The organism is Actinomadura sp. GTD37, from assembly GCF_041951365.1.
Classification (GTDB): Bacteria; Actinomycetota; Actinomycetes; order Streptosporangiales; family Streptosporangiaceae; genus Spirillospora.
Genome location: NZ_JBGNUS010000001.1, coordinates 291,153 through 308,499 on the forward strand (window position 1 = coordinate 291,153; position 17,347 = coordinate 308,499).

A 17,347-nucleotide genomic window follows, 5' to 3' on the forward strand; every position below is an offset into this window, starting at 1 on the left:
CTGCTGACTAGCGGCCGAAGTCGAAAAAGGGGTCGCCCTGCGGGGGCGTGCTCGGCTGTGGGCGAGGGTCTTGTCGCGCATATGAGGCGGGTGGCTTTTGGGGTACTCGAAAGATGCCCTGGTCGATCGGATCGGATATCCTGCGGACGGCCTCGGCCCAGTCTGCGTTCGGCCATTTCGTGGTGTCGTCCCACGTGCACTGAGCGAAGTGATACAGCACGTCGTTCAAGTGAAGCGATTCGGAAATGTGGCGTAGGCGGGCGTCGGTGAAGTCCGCGCCGGTGAGATCGGCGCCGGTGAAATCGGCGCCCACCAGGTGGGCGCTCATGAGTTTGGTCCGCACGAGCTTGGCACCGTTGAACTGCCAGCAGCCGACCTCGGGGGCGCCGCCGAGGCTGACACCGGTCAGGTCGGCATCGGTCAGGTCGGCACCGTTGAAATCGCCGACAATGCCGAAGTCGGCGTGCCGTAGATCCGCGCCGATGAGTTCGGCGTTGCTGAACCGGGCTCCCCCGCACATGGTGCAGCCCGGCTCGGCCCAGGACAGATCGGCGTGGCGCAGATCGGCTCCGCTGAGGTCGGCGCTGGTGAGGTCGGCGCCCTCGGGGAACCGCACACCCCGTAGGTCGGCCCCACGAAAGTCCTTGCCGACGAGGCGGGCGATGTCCTCGGCACTGTTCTCCTCGATCAGTGCCGCCAAGTTCTCCGGTAAGCCGGACGGCCGGCTGGCCCCTGCCCGCTCGCCGGTGATGGCGCCTGCGGGGACGACCCTTCCGTGCAGCGCGTACAGGTGGAAGCCGTCGCGATAGCGTATTGCCGGACCTGTACGGCAGTGCAATCTCAAAGGGTCTTCCCCGGGCCTTGGCGCGGGAGCGAGTTGGATTTGGGTGGGGCGCTCGCACACCAGGCAGACTCGCTCGAAGGGCCACCAGCCGCCGCAGGACTCGACGAGTTCCTTCCACAGCGCCAACCTTTGATCCCAGATCTTCCGGCGTCGTGTACGAGAGAACCGGCCGCCCTTCTTGGGTCGACCACCCCTGAGCAGGAACAGGAGGAACTCTCCCGGCTCCGGCACGCCGTGCGCGGCCGCGATCGCCTCGGGCTTCGGCGTGCCGAACTCACTCCAGTCCCAATCGGAATCCCCTCGGGGAGAGTCGATCCACACCAGCCGTGGCTGCGGCGCGCCGACCAGTTCGTACAGCCCGCGGATCGCCGCCTCGGCGACGGGCCGGTCGGCCGGCGCAGTGGCCTGCCGGCCCGTCCAGTCAGGCAGGCGAGCGGCCAACCGTGTGATTTCCTGGCCGGCCACGTCCGGGCTGACATAGATCTCGGTATTGAACGGGCAGGGCAGCGCCATAATCGGTCTCTATCACGAGACGCGTCACGCATCCAGTGCGCCTACTGTTCGACGCGGTCATCGCCGCCATCACGATCCGATCCGGCCGCGCCGGCCTCCGGGCTCCTCGCGCCGGCAGGGTGTCAGGTTTCCGGCGGGGGGAGGTCGAGGATCGCGGCGGCCACCGTGTCCACGTACCAGTTTTGGAAGCGCTCGGGCGTCCAGCCGCGTTCGCGGACGAGCCAGTCGTAGTTGGTGACGTCCATGGCGAGGAAGAGGACGTCGGCGGCGCTCTCGACGTCGTGGTCGGGCCGGAGGCGGCCGGTGGCGGCGAGTTCGGTGGCGAACATCGTCATGCCCCGGCGGCGGTCCTCGGTGTTCTTGCGCCAGATCGCGGCGGCGTCGGGGTCGGCGGTGGCGGCGCCCGCCAGCGCGATCATCACCTCGGCCTGGCGGGCGTGGGTCCGGTACAGGTGCCGGGCGTAGCGGGCGAGCTTGTCGCGCGGGTCGGTGAGCGCGCGGATCTCGGCGGCGAACGGCCGGTCGGGCAGTGCGGTCGGCTCGTCGTCCCCGGCGATGGTGACGTCCACGAGCTGGGAGAGCAGGTTGCGCTTGCTGCCGAACACCGCGTACACGGTCTGGATCGCGACCCCCGCCTCTGCCGCGACCGCGGTGAGCGGGGTGGCGGCGTAGCCGGGATCGACGAACAGCCGGCCCGCCGCGTCCAGGATCGCCTGGCGGGTCTGGCCGGCCTGCTCCCGCCGCCGTGCCGAGTCATAGCGCCTCTTGACAGCCACCTGGGTAGCGTAGTCTTCTATTGGATAGAGGCTTCATCCAATGAAAAGTGGGTCGGGATGCCGTTCGGAGTGCTGCAGGAGATGCCCGGAGTCACCGAGAGCGAGTACCGGCTGGTGGAGAAGCACCTGGGGCCGGACCGTCCGCCCGGACTGCTCGCCCACGTGGCCGGCCCCGCCCCCGACGGCTGGAGGATCATCAACGTCTGGGAGAGCGAAGAGGCGTTCCGCCGCTTCCAGTCCGAGCGGCTGATCCGCGCGGCCGGTCTCGCGGCGCAGCAGGAGGGGTTCGACCCCGGCAAGGCCGCCGGATTCCGGTCGGTCACGCTCGACGGCGCCGATCTGCCGTTCTGATGCCCGACACCGCGTCCCTGCGGGCGCGCAACCTCGCGTTCTGGACGCAGACCGCGCCCGGCTGGATCCGGCACGCCGACCGGCACGATGAGCTCGGCCGTCCGCTGGGCACGGCGGCGATGGACTGGCTGCGTCCGCGCCCGGGTGAGCGGATCCTGGACGTCGGCTGCGGCTGCGGGGGCACCACCGCCGCCCTGGCGGAGGCCGTCGCGCCGACCGGCCGGGCGGTCGGCGTGGATCTGGCCGAGTCGATGGTGGCGGCCGCCCGCCGCCGCTTCCCCCGGGACCGGCACCCCGGCCTGAGCTTCGTCGCCGCCGACATCGAGACGGTCGGCGCCCTGCCCGGTGCGCCGTTCGACGCGGTGTTCTCCCGCATGGCGCTGATGCTGCTGGCCGACCCGGTCGGCGGCTGCGCCGCGATACGGGGGTCGCTGCGTCCGGGCGCCCGGCTGGCCGCGACCGTCTTCCGCGACGGCGCGGCCAACCCCTGGCTCGCGATGGCCGTCCTCGGCGCGGCGCCCCATGTCGGCGCCCTGCCGCCGCTGCCGCTGGGCGAGGAACCGGGCCCGTTCTCGTTCGCGGAACCGGCGCGCATCGAGCGCGTCCTCACCGCGGCCGGTTTCGAAGGCGTCACGGTCCAGCCGCACGATGTCACCCTGCGGGTCCCCGACGAACCCGACGCGGTGGAATGGCTCATCGAGATGGGGCCCGCGAGCGCGGCGTACCGGGCCGTCCCTCCGGCGGGGCAGGCGGCCGCCAGGTCGGCGACCGCCGGGCTCCTCGCCCGGTTCGGCGCCCCCGGCGGCGACTACCGGCTCCCGGCCGGCCTCTGGCTGATCACCGCGACGACGCCCGGGTGATCGGCCGCCGGAGCGCGGGCCCGGGACGGATCATTCGCTCAAGGAGCGCAGGTAGGCCATGAGGGCCTCGCCGCGCGGGGACAGGCGGTAGCCGGTCTCCAGGCTCTCGGTGAGGCCGAGGATCTTGAGGCGGCGGACGTCGGCCTTGAAGGGGAGTTTGTCGCGGTCCAGGCGTTCGGCCAGGTCCTGGGCGCGCAGGCCGGGATGCTCCGCGATGAGGCGGAGGACCTCGCGGGTCCAGGGGGCGCGGCGGCTGCGGGCGTCGACGGCGTCCAGGTCGGACTTGATGCGGGCCAGTTCCCGGTCGGTCAGATCGGCGTTCCCGGCCAGTTCCGATCGGGGGTCGGGGCCGCCCAGATGCAGCATGACGCGGTGGTAGCCGCCCTCCTTGGTGCTCTTGGACAGGGCGGTGAGCAGCGCCGCGCGGGTCGGGAAGCCCGAACGCAGCGCGTCCTCCTCGGTGATCTCCTCGGGGGTGACGGCCGTGACCGAGTCGATGACGACGACCCCCGCCCAGGTGCGCTGGGTGCTCCCCGCGCGGACGCGGGGCTCGGCCCACACCCGGAACACCCGGTCGATCCTCCCGCCCGCGATCCCCTCAAGGACCTCGCGCCTGAACAGCATCGTTCCCTCCCGGGATGATCCGCCCGCCCGAAAAGGTCATGCTAAGCGAGTCGCAGGGGGCCGCCCGGGGCGGAAACGCGGCCCCCGGCCGGTCACGTGGTCTGCTCGGCCAGCGCGACGACGATGCCCGCCGGGCCGCGCAGGTAGCAGAGCCGGTAGCTGTTCTCGTACTGCACCAGGTCGCCGATGAGTTCGGCTCCGTGCGGCCGCAGGCGGTCGAGGATGTCGTCCATGTCGTCGACGGCGAACATGATGCGATGGGCGCCCAGCGTGTTCGTCGGAGCGTCCGGGTCGCCGTCCCGGCTCGGCGGCGTCCGGTACTTGGTCAGTTCGAGGCGTCCGTGGCCGTCCGGCGTGCGCATCATCGCGATGTCCGACCGGACTCCCTCAAGCCCGACGAGGCGATCCACCGCGCTGCCCTCGACGGTCGCCTCGCCTTCCAGCTCCAGTCCGAGTTCGGCGAAGAACGCCATGGCGGCGGGAAGGTCGTCGACGACGATGGCGATGTTGTCCATCCGCTGGATCGTCCCTCGCCGGGAGCCCCGCTGACCGGTGTCGTTCATGATGATCTCCTTTCGGGACGCCGCCGGGTTCGGCGGCGCGTGTGTGTGTTCAGCGGGGGGTCTCCGCCAGGGACCATGTGCCGTGGCCTCCGGTGACCTGGAGGAGCGTGTGGGAACGGAGGTGGATTTCCGTGTCGCCGTCCGGGCGTGCGAGCCTCCGGACAGGGGTCAGGGCGGCGTCGAGGTGCAGGAGGCCGAAGGCGTCTCCGCTGCGGAAAAGCACAGGTCCCGGCGGACCCAGGTAGCGCACGACCGCGGTGCGGCCCCCCGCGACGGAGTGCTCGAACGGTCGGACGCGGCCGGTGGGCGGCACGGCGACGGCGTCCTGTTCTCCGGCTCGGGCAGGGGCGTCCACGTCGGCCTGCTCCAGGGGCGTCACGTCGATCCGCCAGTCCTGCCCGGCCGTTCTCACCTGGATTACCGCCCGCGCCGGGACGGCGAACGTGCTCCAGCCCGGCAGCGGGCCGGGCTCGGCGGCGGACACGACTGGGTCGCAGCCGTGGAGCACCGCCAGGTTCGGCCCGTACAGGTGCACCTGGTGGGGTTGCCCATCCGGGCATGTCACGACGGCGATTCCGGCCGGCCCTCGGTAGTCGAGCACTTCGGATCCGCTGCCCGTGGTCGAGCCGGTGAATCCGCGTGCGCGTTCCGGTCCGCTGATCGTGACGGCCCACGGACCTTCGGACTCGACGTGCAGGAACCTCTTCGCGAGCGTCCTGTCGGACACCAGCCGGTCGTCCAGGACGGTCGTGGCGGGCGAAGCTCCGGGGCCGCACACCACGACCGGGGTCCCGCGCCCGAACTCGGTGCGCCGCAGCCAGGCCCGCAGCGTCCCGGGGCCCTCGTTCGCGAACTCGGCCAGCACCGGCCGGGGAAGCCGTCCCTTGATCTTGACGCGCCCGCCGCCGACGCCGCGGTGCGTGCGGACGGCACCGAAATCGGGGTGATCGACCGGCGTGGACTCCGGCGGGAGTGTCTCGCCCTCCGCCAGCCAGCGGTCGAGGTCGGCGGCCACCCTGCGCGGCTCCTTCACCCGCAGGCACAACCGGCGGACCAGACGCCCCCGCTGAGGCATGCTCGTCTGCGGATCCAGATCTCTCAGAGTCAACATGACCCAGAACCAGTTCCCCCACCGCAGCCGACGCGCGGGAAGAGATGTGCCGTCCCGCATTTCCAGGACGAGGTTGAGTTCCTCCCAGAATGGCGTCAACTGGGCTGTATCGTCCCCGACCCGGGACCGCTGCGGCTCGTCGCCGTACCGGATCGCCGCGATCGCGGTGCGCGGGATCCGCAGGACCTTCCACAGCAGCAGCCCGTCCCAGATGACGATCTCGTCGTCGGTCACCCACATCCGGGGCCGTACCAGCACCAGCCTGAACGTCTGGACCGCGACGCCCACCAGGACGAGCGCGAACAGCGGCCACCACAGGGCCCCGGCCAACTCGGCCAAGGTGGTCTCCTTGTTGAACACGCCCCAGATCAGGCCGAACAGCAGCAGTGACGCCACCAGCGAGAGCAGGCCGACCGCCCCGGCGAGCGTCCGTCCCCTGGACCTGGCCACCCGCACCCTGACCGCGCCGGAACCGGGCCGCGCCGACCAGCCCCACCGGTCCCGGTCGGCGAGGCCGCGCAGCGCGGAGCCGCCGCGTTCCCTCGCCTGCCGCCTGCGCGCCGCGGGAGAGGCCCGCGTCCAGTAAACGCCCCACAGCACCATCGCGTTCAACCCCGCCCCGAGGCTTCCGGTGACAGCGGCGAGGAACCCGAGGCCGAACGACATCCCCCACTCCGGCGAGCCGCCCTCCATGTGGACGAAGCTCCGCGAACCGACGTCGAGAGCGGGAACGGCGTCCCCGACGTGAACGGAACGGCCGTCGTCGCCCCTCAATTCGGTTCCCTCGACGGTCAACCGGAAGACGCTGCCGGTTGAGAACGTGCCGTACCAGGAACATCCGCCGCGCCCGCACACCTCCGACTCCGCGGTGAACGTGCCAGGAACCCCGTCGCCTCTCGCGGCGCGCCTGGTGTCCGCGACCTCCTCCGCCGTGGCGCCGAACGCGAACGTCCAGATCATCAGCAGCCCGACGCCTATCAGCAGCTGGGAGACGGCGAAACGCCCGAGGTTCTTGAGGCCGTACTTCTTCGCGGCCCGGTCGCTCTCGCGTCTTCCGCCCATCCCCGCCCCGTCCAGCCCGCCGCCTGGGCCCGACCCGGACGGCACATTCGCGCCACCAAGGATCACACGGCGAAAGCAGAAAACGGAACGCGCGGACGAAGCCGCAGCGCGGTGTGCGTCCGCTGCTCAGGAATTGACGCGGGGCGGGAAGTCGTCCTTGGTCACTGAGACGCTGGGCGCGTCCGGTGCGGTCTTGATGACGCGGATGATCCACCACATGCGTGAGCGCGGGATTCGCTACGGCCTCCAGACCATGTGCGAGGGCGGTGGCACCGCCAACCGGCTCGGCGAGGAGGGGGCGGCGTTCGGCTACCTCGGCCGCAACCTCCCCCAGGAACGGATGACCGTGGCGGTCGGGTCGGTCGCCCAGGCACGCGCCGCGCTGGACGCGACGATCGAGTACGTCAGGGAGCGCAAGGCTTTCGGCGCACCCGTCGCGTCGTTCCAGAACACCAAGTTCGAACTCGCCGCGGTGGCCGCCGAGATCGAGGCGGCGCAGGCGATGCTCGACCGCGCCGTCCTCGAACTCGTCGACCGTCGGCTGTCCGGCGCCGACGCGGCGAAGGTCAAGCTGTTCCGCACCGAGACGCAGGCCCGGGCCGTCGACCGCTGCCTGCAACTCTTCGGCGGCTACGGCTACGTCACCGAGTACCCGATCGCCCGGTTGTACGCCGACGCCCGCGTCGCGCGCATCTACGCGGGCACGAGCGAGGTCATGAAAGTCATCACCGCCAAATCGCTCGGGCTGTGAGCACAACGGCCCCGTCGCGGACTCGGCCGAGCATGGCGGCTGCGAACGTCCCAGGTCGGTTGGGGGCCATTCAGCGGGGCGCAACGTAGGCTGGGGTTCATGACGGGGACGGCCGACGACCTCTTGAAGCTGGACGCGCAGGTCTGCTTCGCGCTGCACGCTGCCTCGCGCGCGTTCGACGCGCGGTACCGGGCGGAGCTCCGCCCGCTCGGCCTGACCTATCCCCAGTACCTCGCCATGCTCGTCCTGTGGGAGTCGGACGGCCTCACCGTGAAGCATCTCGGCGAGCGCCTCCGCCTGGACTCCGGCACCCTGTCGCCGCTGCTCAAACGCCTGGAGGCGGCGGGCCTGGTGGAGCGGCGGCGGAGCCGCGAGGACGAGCGCTCGGTGTCGGTCCACCTGACCGAGCAGGGCGCCGCCCTGCGGTCGCGGGCTCTGGACGTCCCTCAGCGCATGCTCGCCTCGGCCGGGCTGAGCCCGGCGGAACTCCGCGACCTGTTCAGCACGCTTCAGCGCGTGACCGACAACCTGGACGCCGCCGCAAGCTAGGCCGACGCCGTCAGGCGGGCTTCAGGACGCGGCCGGGCGGGCCCACCCGCAGGAGGGCTCCGCCGTCGAGGACGGGCACACGTTCACGACCACGTGCTCGACGCCCACGGCCGGCACGCGCGGCCGTTCATAGGTGGCGCGGTCGCGGACGGCGGCGGGGTCGACGACGACGAGGTCGGCGGCGCGTCCGGTCTCGATCCGGCCCCGGTCGTGCAGGCGGAAGCGGTCGGCGGCGCGTCCGGCAAGGTGCACGGCGGCCTGCTCCCACGTCCAGTCGCCGAGTCCGCGGACGTGCCGGCCGTCCTGCTCGACGTGCGCGAGCATGGCGGCGAGCTCGTCCTTCTCCGGTGCGCGCCGCGCGGTTCCCATGACGCTGTCCTGCCCTAGGGTCTGTCTCAAAGTCGTCGCCCAGTACGGCAGATCAGGTTCTAGCCGCGCTTGGGCCAGATCAGGCCCTGGTCGGTCCAGATGACGCCCTTGTTGCGGCACAGGCAGAAGGGGTGGTCAATCGGGTCGGTGTAGACCCGCCAGCCGTAGCCGTCGGGGTCGATGAAGTCCTGCTTCAGCGTCGCGCCGAGGTCGAGGATGCGGTGCTGCTCGGATTCGATGTCATCCACTTCGAAGTCGAGGTGGAACTGCTTGGGGTGCTCGCTGTTGGGCCACTGCGGGGGGCGGTAGTCGTTTACCCGTTGGAAGGCCAGCTCGATCTCACCGAACTGGATGCCGGCCCAGTTCTCGGGGCTGTGACTCTTTTTGATGGGGCGGCCCGTCACCTCGGAGTAGAAGGCCGCCAGCTTCATCGGCTCCGGGCAGTCGATGATGAAATCGGTGAGTCGCAGCATCCCGCGATCTTGGCACAAGATCAAAGATGCCAGACTTTGAGACAGGCCCTAGAGGACGAATGTCGTGACGCCCTGCCGAAGCGCTGCGAGCTGCACGTCCGGGTCGAATACGGCCGCGTCGCCGTGCACGTGGGCGTCGATGAAGCCGGGCATGACGTACCGGCCGGTGGCGTCGATCTCCGTGGTCGCTCGCGTCCCGTCCAGGGCGCCGACCTCGGCGATGCGGTCCGCGGAGACGGCGATGTCCGCGCGGCGTCCGGCCGCTCCGGTGCCGTCCAGCACCGTCCCGCCGCGAACCAGCAGATCGAACATCGCACCCCATCAACCGGACTTCCGCCTGCCATGGACGCTACGGCGAGACCGCGCCCCGCACTACCCCGCCAGGGCCCATGAGGCCGCCCTTTTCGCCCGGGTCAGGCGGGGCGGCGGTGGCGGCGCAGGACGTAGGGCCGCACCCTGCCCAGGCCCTGGAGGGGGCGGGCGCGGAGGCTCGACACGTCGTAGGCGTGCCCGGGAAGGGCCGCGGCCAGATCGGGGCCGGCCAGGACCGTTCCCGGGTAGGCGGCCGAGGTCAGGCGGGCGGCCATGTTGACCGGGGTGCCGAAGACGTCGCCCAGGCGCTGGATGACCTCGCCGTAGGCGAGACCCACGCGGACCTTGGGGAAGTCGGGGGCCTCGTTGAAGTGGTCCGCGACGCGCAGGCCGATCTCGGCGGCGGCGGACGGCGTGGGCGCGACGAACAGGACCTCGTCGCCGAGGGTCTTGACGATGCGGCCGCCGGCCTCGGCGACGATCTCGGCGGCGGTCGACTCGAAGCGTTCGATGAAGGCGGCCAGGGCGTCCCCGTCGAGGCGGCGGCTCAGCCGGGTGAACGACACGACGTCGGCGAAGCCGACCGCGAGGTGGGCGAGGCCCGCGGCGGGATCGGACTTGGCCGTCGCCGTCGAGGCGGCGGCGCGCATGCCGGCGGCGGTGAGCTGGCGGCGCCAGCCGTGCAGCAGGAGGCGTTCGAACGCCGGGCGCAGCTCCTCGGTGGCGGCGAGCGCGGCGGTGACCAGCTCGGGCGTCATCGGCTCGTCGGACGGGAGTTCGCCGAGCCGCTGCAGCCACACGTCGCCGAGCCAGCTCGCGAGCCGTCCCATCGTCTGGCCGACGGCGCGGGCCAGCTGGACGACCATGTCCTCGTCCACCATGGCGTGGGAGAGGAGGTCCTTGATCTCGCGGAGCGCGGCGACGTCGCCGTCGGTGAACGCGACCTCGTCGTCGGGCGGAGCCGGGAACCCGAGGGCCTGCCAGATCCGGCGCGCGTAGTCGTCGGTGACGCCCGAGAGGGCCTCGACCTCCTTGCGCGTGTAGCGCAGGGGGCCGCCGAGGAGGGTCTCCTCGATATCGTCCGCCATGGCGGCCACCCTATGTGCCATCGATCGATGTAACAATGGTCCGGGGGTAAGATCACCTCATCCGAACGGCGGGCGGGGGCATGGCCGAGTACCGAATCGACGAGCTGGCGCGGCTGGCCGGCAGCACCGTGCGCAACATCCGCGCCTACCAGGACCGCGACCTCCTGCCGCCGCCGCGCCTGGAGGGCCGGGTCGGGCTGTACGACGACACGCACCTCGCGCGGCTCCGGCTGATCGGCAAGCTCCTCGGCCGCGGCTACACGTTCGCGATCATCAAGGACCTGCTGTCGGCGTGGGAGACGGGCAAGGACGTCGGCGAGGTCCTCGGGCTGGAGAAGGTCCTGACCGATCCGTGGTCGGACGAGATCCCCGGCACCGCCACCTACGAGGAGCTCGTCGAGATCTTCGGCGAGGGGCTGGACGCGGACGAGATCGCGCGCATGCAGCGGCGCACCGTCGAGATCGGCCTGATCGAGCCGGACGGCGAGAAGTTCCGCGTGCCGAGCCCCCGGCTGCTGCACGTGGGCGCCGAACTCGTCGCCGCGGGCATCCCGCTCGACTCCGTGCTCGACATCGCCGAGCAGATCCGCGCCGACTGCGACGTCATCGCCGGACGGTTCGTCAACCTCGTCCAGGAGCACGTGTTCCACCGGCTGGAGGGGCAGCCCGTCCCGGACGGCGACGCGGTCGCCGACGTCGCCGCCGTCGTCCGCCGGATGCGGCCGCTGGTGAAGATGGTCGTCGACCCCTTCATCGCGCGGGCGATGGAGACCCGCGTCCAGGCGGCGCTCGGCGAGCGCCTCGAAACGATCCGGGACGCGCTGCGGGAGCAGCCCGCCGGCTGAACGGCCGCGCGGCGGGCCGTCACAGCAGCGTGGCGCCCCAGACCACCGTCACCTGGTGCGGCGCGCCCTCGGAGTCGGTGAACGTCAGCGTCCCCTGGCCGGGCAGCCCGATGATCGCCGTGCGGAGGGTGAGCGTCAGGCTCACCGAGCCGCCCGCCGTCATGCCGCCCTGCATCTCCGAGAGGATCAGCTGGCTCGTCGACGTCATCGCCGTCCACGTCACCGGCCCGCTCCTGGCGGCGAGGCTGACGCGGGCGGTCTTGGTGCCGTACATCTCGACCTTCGCGGGGTTCACCACGAGCACGCCGGGTTTGACCGGCGGGTCGGCCGGCTGCGTCGGCTGCTGCGACGGGTTCTCGGTCTGCCGCGGGTCCTTCCCGTCCGCGCCCGGGGCCGGGGGCGGCTGCGCGGGGCGGCCCTGCGTCCCACCGCCGGGACCGGGAGACGGGCGCCCGCCGCGACCGGCGCCCTCCTGCGGCGACTCGTGGGTGATCGACGGCTGCGGACCCGTCCCGAACGGCGGCCAGGACAGCGTCCCGCCGCCGATGCCGGGCCCCATCACGAGCACGGCGACGACGGCGGCGACCAGCGCCCCCGCCATGCCGCCCACGGTGAACAGCCACCGGCGGGTGAACGGCGACGGGACGTCCGGCTGGATCGGCAGGCCGGCCGGGGTGAGCGCACCGCCCCGCGCGGCGATGTCGGCCCGGTAGCCGGCCAGCTCCGGGTCGGTGGCGGTGTGCATGACGCGGTGCCGCAGCGCGGCCGGCAGCACCGGCGCGGGCGCCCTGCGCAGCAGCGCGGCGGGGGACACCCCGCCGCGGCGCAGGCACTCCCGGCAGCCGGCGACGTGCCGTTCGGTGCGGGTGTCGGCGGGGGAGGCGTCGTCGCGGCGGCACAGCAACCTCGACAACCCTTTGGCGGGACGCGCGGGGACGGCCGGCGCGGCCTCCTCCTTCACGGGCGCGCGGGCGGCGAGGACGGCGACCGCCGAGGACTCGGGCCCCTCCTGCGCCGCCGGGAGGGCGGCGGCGCACGCCCGCTCCGCGTCGCCGATCGCCGACTGGAGCGCGACCTCCAGCTCGGCGCGTCCTTTGCGCACCCGCAGCGCGGCCCGCCGCGCCGACAGGCCGAGCGTCGTGCCGAGCCGGGCCGGGCGCAGCCCGTGCCGGAACGCCAGGAGCATCACCTCCTGGTCGGCGGGCTCCAGCCGGGCGAGGGCTTCGCGCAGCAGGTCGTGCAGCTCGTCCGCGGGCGGCCATTCGAGCCCGAGGTCGTCGTCCTCGGCACGGTCCAGGAACGGGGCGTCGGCGAACTCGGCGGCCCTGTCCCAGAACAGCACCTTCGCGCGGCCGCGCCGGACGCAGCGGCGCCGGGCCGCCCCGTAGAGCCACGGGCCGAGGTGCAGATGGTCGCGCATCCGGGGGGCGCGGCGGCAGGCGTCGATGAAGGTGTCGTGGACGATGTCGGCGGCGGCCTTCCGATCGCCCGACATCGACAATGCGTAGTCGTAAAGGCGCTCGGCGTACTCGTCGTAGAGCGCGGCGAGCGCCGCCTCGTCGCCCTCGTTCAGGCCCTTGACCAGCTCACGGTCGGCCGAGCGTGCGGAGGTGGACAACCTGGGCATTCACGCTCCCGGCAGCGGCATGAGGGGTCCGCCCCCACGGGGGTCATCCGGACAATCAGCCCACCTTGCATACACCCGCGAACCCCATCTGCACCACATCATCTCCCGAAATCCACCATTAAGGTAACACCCGGGTGAGATATCGCGTCTGTGTGTGACCACGTGGCGGCTGACTCCCGGTCAGAATCGAGTCAGCCGCCCCGTCCGGCCCCGGGGTCAGTCGGCCCGCCGGACCTCCAGGTCACCGTCCGCGTAACGGCGCCGCAGCACCTTCTTGTCGAACTTGCCGACGGACGTCTTCGGAACCTCGGCGATGTACGTCCAGCGCTCGGGAAGCTGCCACTTCGGAATCCGCCCGGACAGGAACTCCCGCAGCTGCTCCGGCGCGACCTCGGCCCCCTCGCGCAGCACGACCGACGCGAGCGGCCGCTCCTGCCACCGCTCGTCGGGGACGCCGACCACGGCCGCCTCCACGATGTCCGGATGCGCCATCAGGTGGTTCTCCAGCTCCACCGAGGAGATCCATTCGCCGCCCGACTTGATGACGTCCTTCGCCCGGTCGGTGAGGACGAGGAAGCCGTCCGGCGACAGCGTCCCGACGTCCCCCGTCCGCAGCCAGCCGTCGTGGAACCGCGCGGGGTCCTCGTCGAGGTGGTAGGCGCCGGTGATCCACGGCCCGCGGATCTCGACCTCGCCGACCGCCTCCCCGTCGCTCGCGAGGACCCGGTCGCCGTCCCCGACGATCCGCATCTCCAGGCCCGCGAGGACGCGGCCCTGGCTGATCCGCGCCCGCCACGCGTCCTCGCCCCGGGCCTGCGCCGGCGGATGCGCCACCGACGCCACCGGCGACGTCTCCGTCATCCCCCACGCCTGGACGATGCGGACGCCGATCTCGTCGAAGCCCCGCATCAGCGCCTCCGGCACCGCCGACCCGCCGCACGGCACGAGCCGCAGCGAACTCAGATCCGACCCGTTCTCCTTCGTGTACCGCAGGACGTCCGACCAGATCGTCGGCACCGCCCCGGCGACCGTCGGACGCTCCGCCTCGATCAGCCGGACGAGCGGCTCCGCTTGGAGGAACCGGTCCGGCATGACGAGCGACGCGCCCGCCATCACCGCCGCGTAGGGCAAGCCCCAGGCGTTCGCGTGGAACATCGGCACCACCGGCAGCACCACATCGGACGCGCTCAGCCCGATCGCGTTGCCCGTGCACGTCGCCATCGAGTGCAGGTACGCCGACCGGTGCGAGTACACGACGCCCTTCGGGTTCCCGGTCGTGCCGCTCGTGTAGCACATCGCCGCGGCCGACCGCTCGTCGATCTCCGGCCACTCGAACGCCGCCGGCGCCGCCGCCAGCAGCGCCTCGTACCCGTGCAGCTCCTTGCCCGCGCCCTCCAGCGGCGCCGTGTCGCCCGCCCCGACCACGATCACGTGCCGGACGGTCTTCAGCTGCGCCAGCACCGGCGCCAGCAGCGGGATCAGCGTCCCGTCGACGATGACGACCCGGTCCTCGGCGTGGTTCGCGATGTAGACGAGCTGGTCGGGGAAGAGCCGCAGATTGAGCGTGTGCAGCACCGCCCCCATCGACGGGACCGCGAGATACGCCTCCAGATGCTCCGCGTTGTTCCACATGAACGTGGCGACGCGCTGGTCGCCGACCACCCCGAGGCCGCGCAGCGCGCCCGCCAGCCGGGCGGCGCGCTCACCGACCTCCGCGTAGGTCCGGCGCCGCGCCCCGTCCCCGGTCCACGTGGCGACCTCGGTGTCCCCGAAGACCCCCGCGCCATAGCGCATGATCGTCGTAATCGTCAGCGGAAAATCCTGCATGGTGCTGAACACGGCACGCCTCCATTTACGAGCGGCTCCCACGCAGATTTTCGCAGTGTTGACCCAGGGGGGCGACCCCCTGGAACCCCCGTTGCGACGCAGGCGATCCTCACGCCGCCGTTGCGGTCTGTCTTGCCCGTGACGGTGTGTGGCGTCGCTGCGGTCGCCTGCGTCGGCGGGCATGCCCGCTGCGCTCGCTTGCGCTCGCTCCGCGTGCCTGCCCGTGGCTGTCGGCTGAGGTCGGTACCCGGTTCTGGGCGGCGGGCTAGTACAGCTCTCTCAGGCGGGCCATGGCTCGGGAGACGGTGGATTTCACGGTGCCCACGCTGACGCCGAGGGCCTCGGCTATTTCGCGTTCGGACATGTCCTCGTAGTAGCGGAGCATGACGGCGAGGCGCTGGCGTTCGGGGAGGCGGTCGAGGGCGCGGCCCAGGGCGTCGTGCATCTCGCTGCGGTCGGCGTGGTCCTCGACGGGACGGTCGGGGAGCCGGTCGGTGGGGTAGACGTCCAGCTTGCGGCGCCGCCACCAGGAGATCTGCGTGTTGACCATGGCGCGGCGGACGTAGCCGTCGACGGCGGCGCGGTCCTGGATGCGGTCCCAGGCGAGGTAGGTCTTGGCGAGGGCCGCCTGGAGGAGGTCCTCGGCCTCGCCGCGGTCGGCGGCCAGCCGGACGGCGGCGCGCAGCAGCACGGGCCTGCGCTCCGCCACGTACGCGCGGAACTCCTCGTGCCGCGTCGCGCTCACATCACCACCGGACCATGGGTCGGGGAGCCGCCTGCGGACACTCCCGGGTAACGTCGACGATCGCATGAAGATCGTAATTCCGGGCCTACATAAACCACATATCCGGGTCAACCAGTTCATAATCTTCATCCCAGGTAGATCAGACATCCACCAGTGGCTGACTTATCGCGACAAATCCGTCGACAGCTGAGGTCGCGCACGTGAGCCTTGACTCATTGTCTCCTGACCAGTCGCCCAGCGTGATCACCGCCGGAGTGCCGCGATGCCGTCCGCAAGCCGTGAAGCGCGCCGCCGCAGGCGCGCGGCCGTGTTCGGGGCGGCCCCCGCCCCTCCGGAGGGCGAGCCGCCGCTGCCCGCGCTGAGCGGGATCGTGCTGGACGCCAGCCCGCACCTGCTGGTGCTGGCCGCGGGCGGCACGGAGACCACGCTCGCGATGAGCGGGGCCACGAAGATCTGGCACGGCGGGCGCGGGGGCCCCGCCGCGCTCCGGCCGGGACGGCCGGTGATCGTCCGGCAGCGGGAGAGCGGTGTCGCCGACCGGGTGTGGGTCGACATCGGACGCGTCGCCGGCACGATCCTGGCGTGCGGCAAGGACGCCGTGGAGGTGGACATGGGCCCCCACCGCCGCCGCGCCCATGTGGCGATCCCCCCGCACGCCCTCGAACGGGTGCTGGTCCGGCATCCGCGCCTGGAACCCGGATACCTCGTCGACCTGATCTGCGTCGGGTCCCCGGACGGGCCGCGGGCGGTGCGTCCCGGCACGTCACAGCCGGGATACCGGGCCGACGACCTCGCCGCGCCGGACGCGACCGTCCCCGCGCCCGGGGTGCTGCGCGGCACGGCGACCTGGTTCGGGCACGCCGGCGGCGGGGCGCCGGACGGGGCGGCCTATCCGGCGGTCGATTCCGAGGGGGCCGCCGGAGGATGCGCGGACGCCCCGTCCGGCTGCGTCCCGTTCCCGTACCTGTCGGTGGGCGGCGAGCTGACCGTCCGCAACGAGTGCGGCGGACGGGCCGCGACCGTGCCGGTGGTCGAGTGCGGCTGCACGGCGGCGCGGTTCTGCGACCGGTGCGTGGAATGCGGCGCGTCGCCGCGCGGCCGGATCGTCGAGCTGACGCCGGCCGCGTTCGCCGGGCTCGGCGGCGAACTCGACGCGGGCTGCTTCAACGCGTCCGTCCAGGTGGAGGGGCCATGGTGACGGCGTTCCAGAACACGCAGGTGCTGCTGCTCGCGGGGGTGCTGCTGGCCGCGTGCCTGGCGAAGCTGACCGTCCGGGAGCGGGCGGCGGACGCGCCCGACCACGTGCACGGCGTGCCGGTCCCCGCCGGGCTGGCGCGGCTGACGGCGGTGCGCCGCAGCCGCGGCATGACGGTCGGGCTCGGGCTCGGCGAGGGCGTCCTCGGGCTGGCGCTGCTGGCGACCTCGCACCTGTCGGTGCGGCTCGCGACGACGATCGCGTTCGCGGCGGCGACGTGGGTGGTGGGCGAGCTGCGGGTCCACCGGCCGGACGCCGGGTGCGGCTGCTTCGGCGGCCTCAGCGCCAAGAAGGTCGGGCGGCGCAGCGTGCTGCGGGCCGTGCTGTTCACCGGCGCGGCGGTGGCGTCGCTCGGCGCGCCGCTCGCGGGCGTGGACGTGCTGCGGGACGTCCAGGTCCAGGTCGGGCTGGTGTTCGCGGTGGAGGTGGCGCTGTTCGCTGCGCTGTCCCCGGAGCTGGCGGAACTGGTGGAGCGGCGGCGGATGCCCGCCGGGCTGCCGTGCGAGCGGCGGCGCAGCCCGCTGCCGGAGACGTACGCGACGCTGTACGGGAGCGCGGCGTGGGCCGGGCATGAGAACGCGATCGCGAGCGCCGTCCCGCTGGACGTGTGGCGGGAGGGCTGCCGGCGGTTCGTCGTCTTCGCGGGCCGGGTGGACGGCCGGGACGTGGAGATCGTGTTCGCCGTGTCCACCGCCGAGCGCGACCGGGACGTCCGGTCGGCGGTCCTGGTGCCCGAGGCGCCGGAAGTGTCCGCGGCGCCGGAGGTGTCCGCGGCCGTCTAGCCCCCTTCTCGGACGCGCCC

At 72.4% G+C, this 17,347-nt stretch carries 19 protein-coding genes; 7 read left to right on the top strand and 12 right to left on the bottom strand.

Annotated elements, in window-relative coordinates; translation table 11 throughout:
* Positions 1–7 precede the first annotated feature (7 nt).
* Together ACA511_RS01400 and ACA511_RS01405 are read right to left on the bottom strand one after the other, a co-directional pair.
* The gene (locus tag ACA511_RS01400; protein WP_375022154.1) at positions 8–1,357 is read right to left on the bottom strand and encodes a pentapeptide repeat-containing protein; all 1,350 of its coding nucleotides are present in this window, start codon (positions 1,355–1,357) and stop codon (positions 8–10) included.
* Positions 1,358–1,479: 122 nt separating this feature from the next.
* On the bottom strand, positions 1,480–2,133 hold the full coding sequence (locus ACA511_RS01405) for a TetR/AcrR family transcriptional regulator (RefSeq protein ID WP_375022155.1): 654 nt from the start codon (positions 2,131–2,133) through the stop codon (positions 1,480–1,482).
* 57 nt (positions 2,134–2,190) lie between these two features.
* Here ACA511_RS01405 and ACA511_RS01410 point away from each other — a divergent pair, with 57 nt between their 5' ends.
* Together ACA511_RS01410 and ACA511_RS01415 are read left to right on the top strand one after the other, a co-directional pair.
* The gene (locus ACA511_RS01410; protein WP_375022156.1) at positions 2,191–2,484 is read left to right on the top strand and encodes a hypothetical protein; all 294 of its coding nucleotides are present in this window, start codon (positions 2,191–2,193) and stop codon (positions 2,482–2,484) included.
* Positions 2,484–3,344, top strand: coding sequence for a class I SAM-dependent methyltransferase (locus ACA511_RS01415; protein ID WP_375022157.1), 861 nt, complete (start codon positions 2,484–2,486; stop codon positions 3,342–3,344). The genes ACA511_RS01410 and ACA511_RS01415 overlap by 1 nt, the downstream gene beginning before the upstream one ends.
* Positions 3,345–3,374: 30 nt before the next feature.
* Here ACA511_RS01415 and ACA511_RS01420 read toward each other — a convergent pair whose 3' ends face one another.
* The 3 genes from ACA511_RS01420 to ACA511_RS01430 form a co-directional block, all read right to left on the bottom strand.
* Positions 3,375–3,968 (bottom strand): hypothetical protein, encoded by a 594-nt coding sequence (locus ACA511_RS01420; protein ID WP_375022158.1) that lies wholly within the window; start codon positions 3,966–3,968, stop codon positions 3,375–3,377.
* Positions 3,969–4,060: 92 nt separating this feature from the next.
* A complete protein-coding gene (locus tag ACA511_RS01425) occupies positions 4,061–4,531 on the bottom strand; it encodes a VOC family protein (protein ID WP_375022159.1) in 471 nt (156 codons plus the stop codon).
* Between the two features lie 49 nt (positions 4,532–4,580).
* Positions 4,581–6,704, bottom strand: coding sequence for a hypothetical protein (locus ACA511_RS01430; RefSeq protein ID WP_375022160.1), 2,124 nt, complete (start codon positions 6,702–6,704; stop codon positions 4,581–4,583).
* 217 nt (positions 6,705–6,921) lie between these two features.
* Between ACA511_RS01430 and ACA511_RS01435 the strand changes: the two genes are divergently transcribed.
* Positions 6,922–7,455 (top strand): acyl-CoA dehydrogenase family protein, encoded by a 534-nt coding sequence (locus tag ACA511_RS01435; RefSeq protein WP_375022161.1) that lies wholly within the window; start codon positions 6,922–6,924, stop codon positions 7,453–7,455.
* Between the two features lie 99 nt (positions 7,456–7,554).
* The gene (locus tag ACA511_RS01440; RefSeq protein WP_375022162.1) at positions 7,555–8,004 is read left to right on the top strand and encodes a MarR family winged helix-turn-helix transcriptional regulator; all 450 of its coding nucleotides are present in this window, start codon (positions 7,555–7,557) and stop codon (positions 8,002–8,004) included.
* 21 nt (positions 8,005–8,025) lie between these two features.
* Here ACA511_RS01440 and ACA511_RS01445 read toward each other — a convergent pair whose 3' ends face one another.
* The 4 genes from ACA511_RS01445 to ACA511_RS01460 form a co-directional block, all read right to left on the bottom strand.
* Entirely contained in the window at positions 8,026–8,373 is a 348-nt protein-coding gene (locus ACA511_RS01445; RefSeq protein ID WP_375022163.1) for an amidohydrolase family protein, read from the bottom strand.
* A 59-nt stretch (positions 8,374–8,432) separates the two neighbouring features.
* Positions 8,433–8,846: a VOC family protein gene (locus tag ACA511_RS01450; protein WP_375022164.1), complete on the bottom strand. Its 414-nt coding sequence runs from the start codon at positions 8,844–8,846 to the stop codon at positions 8,433–8,435.
* A 48-nt stretch (positions 8,847–8,894) separates the two neighbouring features.
* A complete protein-coding gene (locus ACA511_RS01455) occupies positions 8,895–9,158 on the bottom strand; it encodes an amidohydrolase family protein (RefSeq protein ID WP_375022165.1) in 264 nt (87 codons plus the stop codon).
* Positions 9,159–9,259: 101 nt separating this feature from the next.
* Positions 9,260–10,246, bottom strand: a complete 987-nt coding sequence (locus tag ACA511_RS01460; RefSeq protein ID WP_375022166.1) for an adenylate/guanylate cyclase domain-containing protein — start codon at positions 10,244–10,246, stop codon at positions 9,260–9,262.
* Between the two features lie 80 nt (positions 10,247–10,326).
* On the opposite strand from ACA511_RS01460, the gene ACA511_RS01465 reads away from it, so the two are divergent.
* A complete protein-coding gene (locus ACA511_RS01465; RefSeq protein WP_375022167.1) occupies positions 10,327–11,091 on the top strand; it encodes a MerR family transcriptional regulator in 765 nt (254 codons plus the stop codon).
* Positions 11,092–11,110: 19 nt separating this feature from the next.
* On the opposite strand, the gene ACA511_RS01470 is transcribed toward ACA511_RS01465, so the two are convergent.
* From ACA511_RS01470 to ACA511_RS01480, 3 genes are all read right to left on the bottom strand, one after another.
* Positions 11,111–12,718 (bottom strand): RNA polymerase sigma factor, encoded by a 1,608-nt coding sequence (locus ACA511_RS01470; RefSeq protein WP_375022168.1) that lies wholly within the window; start codon positions 12,716–12,718, stop codon positions 11,111–11,113.
* 216 nt (positions 12,719–12,934) lie between these two features.
* Positions 12,935–14,557 carry a long-chain fatty acid--CoA ligase gene (locus ACA511_RS01475; protein ID WP_375022169.1) on the bottom strand — a complete coding sequence of 541 codons (1,623 nt, stop codon included), beginning with the start codon at positions 14,555–14,557 and terminating at the stop codon, positions 12,935–12,937.
* A gap of 253 nt (positions 14,558–14,810) precedes the next feature.
* Positions 14,811–15,290, bottom strand: a complete 480-nt coding sequence (locus ACA511_RS01480; protein ID WP_375022170.1) for a SigE family RNA polymerase sigma factor — start codon at positions 15,288–15,290, stop codon at positions 14,811–14,813.
* A 262-nt stretch (positions 15,291–15,552) separates the two neighbouring features.
* Here ACA511_RS01480 and ACA511_RS01485 point away from each other — a divergent pair, with 262 nt between their 5' ends.
* Positions 15,553–16,488, top strand: a complete 936-nt coding sequence (locus ACA511_RS01485; RefSeq protein WP_375022171.1) for a hypothetical protein — start codon at positions 15,553–15,555, stop codon at positions 16,486–16,488.
* A complete protein-coding gene (locus ACA511_RS01490; RefSeq protein ID WP_375022172.1) occupies positions 16,482–17,327 on the top strand; it encodes a MauE/DoxX family redox-associated membrane protein in 846 nt (281 codons plus the stop codon). Before ACA511_RS01485 ends, ACA511_RS01490 begins: the two co-directional genes overlap by 7 nt.
* Positions 17,328–17,347 lie beyond the last annotated feature (20 nt).